A 6,313-nucleotide genomic window follows, 5' to 3' on the forward strand; every position below is an offset into this window, starting at 1 on the left:
GCCACATCACGTTCAAAGGGTTTCTCGTCCACGTTGGTTAGACGGCGAATCTCAAAATCGCAGCGAGTGAGCTGTTCCCCGGCAAGTCTGCCTTTCGAACCCCAAGAATACGAGCACCAGTCAAAAAAGCCCGCGCCGCGATTTCATCGATCACATCGTACGTCGAGGCACTATTGCTATCGGCTAGGCTTATTGCGCCCGTTTCGTCGTCTATGCGCCCGGGGACATCGCTGTCAATATCGACCAGAAGCGTTTCGATCGCACCATGCGTTGCCGCGCGAGCCGCGGCAGCAAGGTCTGTTGTCGCTCTATTCATGCCTGCCCGCTGGCCATGGAGCGTTCTGAGATCTGCTATTTCTTTGGCATTTGCCTGATCGAGTATCGCGCGGGCGGCGCCTGCGAGCTCTTCGTTAGTTGTTTGGTCTGTTGTCGTTGCAATGTGGTCTTCGAGGAGGTTGGGGTAGCTGTTTACAGAGCGGTAGATGGAGCCCAAACGATCCGCAGCAGCGAGTACGAGCGGCGTATCGCGTCCAGTCAGTATGGGTCGCAAAGCAGCATCGATCTGCCGTGCGTACTGACGCAGACGAACATTCTGTCCCTCGGTGCCATGAATACGGCCACTATGTCCGCGGTCGTTCAAGCTTGACTTCCGAACTGCGCTGGCCGCATCGCGCGGCAACCCGGGCACCTTGACCTCTGAGGGGGGCGTGGCAGGAGAGATCTCGACCAAGCGCACCATATTCTCAGAGGCAGCTAAAACGAATGCCATGTGAGGGAACGTTACGGCGCGAAGCAAGGGGTTGAGATGAAAACGATCTGAGACACGGACCATTGGAGATAGCCGATTGGCTAACCGAAAGGTCTGGAGAAAATCGGGCGTGGTGAACACGGCAAGGCTATTCGATTGTAGTCGCCAGAACTCGTCGTCGTCCAAAAGATCATCTATTTGTTCGGTAAGCCCTGCTAAGCGCCTCTTGTCGAAGTTCTCCCCTTCAAGTTGGCTGCATGCCTCCGTAAAAAGGTTAGACAGTTGTGTTCGGCTGGCGTCGACATGCTGCGTTAGCGGTGTTGTCTCGACATAGATCGAGACGCAAGCATCTGCCCGCTTATTTCTGAGCGACACGAACTCCGGCCGCGTCGGCAAGTCGACGTAGAGCATAATTCATCCTTCCTGTTGCGTGGTCAGCCGCCAAAAATGGCGGCATCCGGAATTTCGTAGCGTTCCTGACCTACTCTGATCATGTGCAGATCAATCTCCTTTCGGGAGCTTACCGCTGGATATCCGTCGGCCTGACCCGTATCAGCGGAAACGAATCTCCCATCCTGGAAAAACAGTGCTCTACGGAGGCCGTCGGGGCGGGTCACAGAGACGGTGGCCGTGCCTCCACCATCGCGAGCGACGCCGAAACTGCATTGGCGCATAGGCTGTCCGGCAAACTGAGCGCACGGAACTTTACCGGTCGCATCAAACGCCCCCTGGCCAGCTCGCAAGCTGGCATTAGGCTCCTCCAAATAGGCGGCGGATACAAAGCCGCGCAGCCGCTCTCCATCAAGTTGCTCAACCTCGCACCAGGCTTGTCCGGCGGACCCAGAGCAGCCGTGATTGCGAACGACCGTCCCCGGGAGAAGTTTCCGCAAGACCTGAGAGTCGGTCGTGGGGCCAGAACGCAGGTTCAAGAAATCAGCTTTTCCCGAAACACTCCAGAAGGTGGGGTTCGGGGACGCCGCGCCTCGGCTGGCGCCTGGTCTACGGCTACCCTCTGCAAGGAACCGACCGGCGACCCAACCCTCGATGCCACGATAGGAAACCCGGCACCATCGACTTCGCGCAGATGCCGCGCGCTCGGCCTCCGTTGCACGCTGCCACTCTGCGAACGTGAGGCCGCCTTCACAGCCTAGATTCTGGATGCCGTTCCCATCGAAAGGGATTTCGCCAATCTTGTCCGCGCTCGCGCTCGGTTTGCTGCGAATGTTCAACACGTCGTCCGATGCGACGCCAGTAACACTAAAATAGTCTGGACCGCTCGCTTCACCAAACGCAACACCTGCCTGAGCTGCGAACAACGCAAATGCCAAGATCACAGTGGCTCGTAGACGCGCATATGTAGCCATACAAGATGTCCTAAGCTGCATCTGAGCGATTGGCGATGGCGTATATTTTTTGCAAAGGCAATTGGTCTGTTTCATAGGTCCAGCTTTGCGCGCGTCATCGACCCAGACTTCACAGAAATGGCGGACGCCTTGGGGGCGTCCGCCATGGAGTCAAGTTTTGTCCCGGGACTGGGCAAGGCCTCTGCTAGCTCTCAACCTCGAACGTAACCTTACATGTGACACGATATCGTTTGATCTTGCCACCCTCGACCGTAGCCGCGTGGTCCTTAACCCAAACAGAGCGGATATGTTTGACGGACTTTGCGGCCTCGGTCACAGCTTCTTGAGCGGCGTCCTCCCAACTCTTGTCGGAATCACCCATCAGTTCGATGACTTTAAGCACAGACATAATTCAGGTCCTTCTCGCTTGATGTTGAGTTATAGCGTCTAGACGCTCGGTGCGTTCTTCAGGCTGGGTATACGCAAGACTTGACCGGGGTAGATTTCGTCAGGATGGGCGAGCATTGGCCTGTTGGCCTCAAAAATCAGCTTGTACTTGGTTCCATCGTTATAGTTTTTCTCCGCTATGGCCCAAAGCGTGTCGCCCTTTTCGACGGTGTGAAACACGGTCTCTGTCTTTTCAGACGTTGTCAGATCCTCATCTACCTTCGAAACGCCCTCGACGTTACCTGCGGCGACAATCACCTTCTCCTTGATCTCCTGAGTTGGAACCTCACCGTGGATTTTGACGCTGTCGCCGACAACCTCGACTTTGAGTTTGTCTTTCAGGTCTGGCTCTCCGACTTCCTTGGCAATGGCTTCAGCGGCGTTGGCCTCATTCGATCCCCAGAGGTTCTTGCCTGCATTTTTCACAAAATCAAATAGTCCCATAGTCAATCTTTCCCTTGGTTAGTTTGGTTGAGGGCTAGTCGTTGCTATCAGGGTCTGTGGAGACACCGGGCATCGGTGTAAACCCCGTCTTGTTCCCACAGCTGCAGCTTAGCGTCGGTTTAGTGGGTGATAGAGCTTCATCATCGCCGATCCCCGGGTCCGGCTGTCAATGCGGCAGAGTATCCGGCTCGATCCACTTTAGGATCATCTCGTAGCAGACCGCTACCACTACAGGCCCAAGAAACACGCCGACCAAACCCCATTCGACCAGCCCGCCGAGCGCTCCGAGAAACGCCAAAATTGCCGGGATTTGAGCGCCTTTGCTGACGAGCCAAGGGCGAACGATATTGTCGACGAGATTGACGACAACGAGGCCCCAGACGAGAACGAATATCGCCATGCCTAGCTCTCCCTGGGTCCAGAGCCAGACGGATATTGGTATAAAAACAAGCGCCGGCCCGATCTGGATGAGTGACAGAATAAAGGTGATGCCAGCCCAGATAATCCAGCCCGGCACTCCGGCCACAACATACGAGAACGTAGCAACCAGGGTTTGGGCAAGCGCGGCACCAAGAACGCCGATGACAGTGTGTCGAGTTGTCCTGACTGACAGCGCCGCCATCCTCTGAGCAAATGTGCCACCGAGCCGATCGAAGAACTTTTGAGAGAGCTTAGCGACGCGATCGAAATGGTACACCAACGCAACGGCGAGAATGATGCCGATCGCAAACTCCAATATGAAGACGCCGAAAACTTCCGCTTCGTAGGCGAGCCAAACCAGAACCGTCTTCAGCTCATCGCGGAAATGCGTGGCGACAGATGAAACATCTGTCCCAAGCGAGTGCCACAGTTCCGCGATGGACTCGCCGACAAGCGGAAGGTTGAGGACAGGCTCTGGCGGACGCTCGAGACCATCGAGAGCAACCCTTTCAATCCAATTCAGGGCGGATGGCAGGAAGGCCGCAAGCGCCCGTGCGATCCCGATGGCTGGTACGATAAAGCATAGGCTTAGCCCAGTGCCGGTGATCGCCGCGGCCAGTGCTCTCCGGTTGCCGATAGCGGCAAGGAGCTTCTGATGAAGCGGCGCCACAGCGACCGCAAGCACGGCACCCCAGAGTATTGCCGGCAGGAAAGGGGATAGGGTCAGGAAGCCGACTAGGAGGACCGCGGATACCAACGCGATGGGCGCTAACTTCTCCAGTAACTCGCTTCTCGGTTTTGCGATCGGTCCGCTTTCGACATTTGCAGTAGCTTGCTTCGAGCGTTCGGCTTCCTTGCCCGCGCCACGGCTCCCGTCCACGCCTGAAGCCCCTTACTTTGCAGTCATGTTCCGGATGACGCCGGCAATGAGCGTGAGGATAATGCCACCGACGGCCCCGCCGGCGATATCGCCAACCCATCCTTCAATCATCTGCCCAGCCATCGTCCCGACGAGCTGTCCAACAACACCTCCGCCAACTGCGCCCGCGATCGCATTCCCGACGGCGCCCAAGGAATAGTTCTTCGCGGCAGCACCCGCTGCGCTACCCCCAACCGCACCCGACAAGACTTGGACAAGAAGACTCGTGAGATCCATCTGTTTGTTCCCCCTATTTCAGCGCCCTCACATTATGGGCTACTGCATGCGCTAGCCAGATACAAAAGCGTAACGACTGGGGATAAAAAATGCAGAGTTACCATTGGTTTGTCTTGCTTTATGCCATTGTCTCGGCCCTTGCCCTGGCGGCAATACCCATGAGTGCTGCCGGCTGGATCACGCCCGATCCGTTGTCTGCCATTCCAGCAATGTTGCTCGGCGTGCCTTGGAGCTACCTGCTGACAGAAGTTGTCGGATCGCAATCATCTGCTCTGAATATCGTCCTGCTGGCGCTGGCTATGGCCATCAACGCCAGTCTAATTTGGCTCATCGGGCGTTTCCTCAGCCGCCTCTGACCTGAGCTTCAGGCTCACCCCTGCCAAACCTAGCCGTGAGACATGACAACAAAACCGCGTTTAGAGCGGGTGGTTGAGTGTAAAGGCGCGTCGGTCATCACCAAGACCAAGCCGGGATGCATGAGATCAGCTATCCGTTTGGCAAGCTTCGAGTCGGATTGAATACGTCCAATGAGATCTTCGGCCGACGCATTCGGTCCTGAAGTATGCCGGATTGCATGCCAAGTGGCCGCGCGGCCATTCTGATGAGGTGCTTCCAAAACGAACACATGTGATCCGAATGGCTGGTTTGGGCGATCGATCTTGATAGGTCCCTTTGCGACGACGTTCCCGTCCTGGAGCACGTACAGCTCGCGGTCCGCGCGGCTCACCAATAGAGAAACTGCGTGCTGCATGTCCTCGTGCCGCTCCTTAGGGGGCAGGGTCTTCTTCTTGAGACTTGCAACGGACGTGTGCATCTCCTTTGCGGCGAGGGAGGATAGGATCGGTCCGGGATGGGTCACAGTAGCCGGCTCGCTGTGGTCATCGGCGATAATGACCGGCGTGCCCACATGCGTGACAGTGAATAGTAATTCGGAGAATTTAAGCGGCAGCCGAACACACCCGTGTGAAGCCGGGTAGCCTGGAAGGTTGCCCGCGTGCAATGCGACCCCCTTCCAAGTGAGCCGGTTCATGTTCGGCATCGGCGCGTTGTTGTAAGTGCTCGATCGATGGTGCTTGTCTTTCTCAAGAATGGTGAAGACTCCGGTCGGAGTGGAGTGGCCCTTCTTGCCTGTTGAACATGTGGAAAGGCCAATGCGAACACCCCCGCGATAGACATGGACGAGCTGGTCAGGCAGGGAAACGATGATTGCGACCGGGCCGCTCGGCGACTTCTCCGGCGTCCACAGGAACTCGCCTGGTTTCAGATTGGCAACTTCCCGGGCCGCAACCGCGATCACGTCGAATGCGGCGAGGCTTACGGCTGCCGTTGCTAAAGTTCCTTTGAGAATCGCCCGTCGATCAAAGCCCAATCCCATCTCAAGCACTCCGAATCTTGCTGTGAAATGAACGTTATTTACGCCACATTTGGACAATAATCGAGCTCGCTGCAGATGGTCGATGGCCCACATCTGAAACCAAGGAATCGGATATCGAAATGCTCCAAGCCCTGACACGTACGCCCCTCCTTATTGCGGCGCTCATCGCCTTTATGGTTTCGCCGGCACTCGCCCGCGATGATATCCGCACTGAGCAGGTTCACTTTAAGCCCGGCGCAAGCAGCGCGACCATCAAGGGCAAGATTAGAGGCTACGAGGTCGTGGACTACGTGCTGGAGGCCAGCAAAGGCCAACAGATGAACGTCAGCATGGCCACTGATAATGGTGCCAATTACTTCAACATCTTGGCTCCGGGCGAA

8 protein-coding genes and 1 pseudogene are annotated in these 6,313 nt (G+C 56.6%); 2 read left to right on the forward strand and 7 right to left on the reverse strand.

The window, feature by feature from the left end; translation table 11 throughout:
* Positions 1–37 precede the first annotated feature (37 nt).
* The 6 genes from AC33YF_RS12295 to AC33YF_RS12320 form a co-directional block, all read right to left on the reverse strand.
* Entirely contained in the window at positions 38–1,159 is a 1,122-nt protein-coding gene (locus AC33YF_RS12295) for a baeRF11 domain-containing protein (protein WP_491777499.1), read from the reverse strand.
* Positions 1,160–1,182: 23 nt separating this feature from the next.
* Positions 1,183–2,112: an SH3 domain-containing protein gene (locus AC33YF_RS12300; protein ID WP_491777500.1), complete on the reverse strand. Its 930-nt coding sequence runs from the start codon at positions 2,110–2,112 to the stop codon at positions 1,183–1,185.
* A 184-nt stretch (positions 2,113–2,296) separates the two neighbouring features.
* Complete coding sequence (locus AC33YF_RS12305) at positions 2,297–2,500, reverse strand: dodecin family protein (protein ID WP_424058691.1); 204 nt, start codon at positions 2,498–2,500, stop codon at positions 2,297–2,299.
* A gap of 38 nt (positions 2,501–2,538) precedes the next feature.
* Positions 2,539–2,982: a peptidoglycan-binding protein LysM gene (lysM, locus tag AC33YF_RS12310; RefSeq protein WP_491777501.1), complete on the reverse strand. Its 444-nt coding sequence runs from the start codon at positions 2,980–2,982 to the stop codon at positions 2,539–2,541.
* Positions 2,983–3,148: 166 nt separating this feature from the next.
* Positions 3,149–4,282, reverse strand: a complete 1,134-nt coding sequence (locus AC33YF_RS12315; protein WP_491777502.1) for an AI-2E family transporter — start codon at positions 4,280–4,282, stop codon at positions 3,149–3,151.
* A gap of 12 nt (positions 4,283–4,294) precedes the next feature.
* Entirely contained in the window at positions 4,295–4,558 is a 264-nt protein-coding gene (locus tag AC33YF_RS12320) for a hypothetical protein (RefSeq protein ID WP_491777503.1), read from the reverse strand.
* 158 nt (positions 4,559–4,716) lie between these two features.
* On the opposite strand from AC33YF_RS12320, the gene AC33YF_RS12325 reads away from it, so the two are divergent.
* Positions 4,717–4,914 (forward strand): hypothetical protein, encoded by a 198-nt coding sequence (locus AC33YF_RS12325; protein ID WP_491777504.1) that lies wholly within the window; start codon positions 4,717–4,719, stop codon positions 4,912–4,914.
* A 29-nt stretch (positions 4,915–4,943) separates the two neighbouring features.
* Here the strand turns inward: AC33YF_RS12325 and AC33YF_RS12330 are convergent, their stop codons facing one another.
* Positions 4,944–5,933 (reverse strand): L,D-transpeptidase, encoded by a 990-nt coding sequence (locus AC33YF_RS12330; protein ID WP_491777505.1) that lies wholly within the window; start codon positions 5,931–5,933, stop codon positions 4,944–4,946.
* Positions 5,934–6,052: 119 nt separating this feature from the next.
* Between AC33YF_RS12330 and AC33YF_RS12335 the strand changes: the two are divergent.
* Positions 6,053–6,313, forward strand: a pseudogene (locus AC33YF_RS12335) (hypothetical protein); the annotation flags it as partial.

The organism is Methyloceanibacter sp. (assembly GCF_058506495.1).